1 tRNA gene is annotated in these 204 nt (G+C 43.1%); it reads left to right on the top strand.

Annotated features, from left to right (window positions below):
* The first annotated feature begins 130 nt into the window (after window positions 1-130).
* A tRNA-Glu gene (locus LB941_RS12495) sits at window positions 131-202 on the top strand.
* Window positions 203-204: the final 2 nt, after the last annotated feature.

Genomic DNA, 204 nt, shown 5'->3' on the forward strand with positions numbered 1-204 from the left:
TCAGTTGGTAGAGCATCTGACTGTTAATCAGGGTGTCGACGGTTCGAGTCCGCCTACCGGAGTTTTATGTATTCCTAAAAAAACGTAGTAGATAAATATTTGGAATAATTAAATAGATATTTAGATGTATGGCCCGTTGGTCAAGTGGTTAAGACACCGCCCTTTCACGGCGGTAACATGGGTTCAAATCCCGTACGGGTCACT

Origin of the sequence: Ligilactobacillus ubinensis, assembly GCF_024160875.1 — a bacterium.
GTDB classification, from domain to species: domain Bacteria; phylum Bacillota; class Bacilli; order Lactobacillales; family Lactobacillaceae; genus Ligilactobacillus; species Ligilactobacillus ubinensis.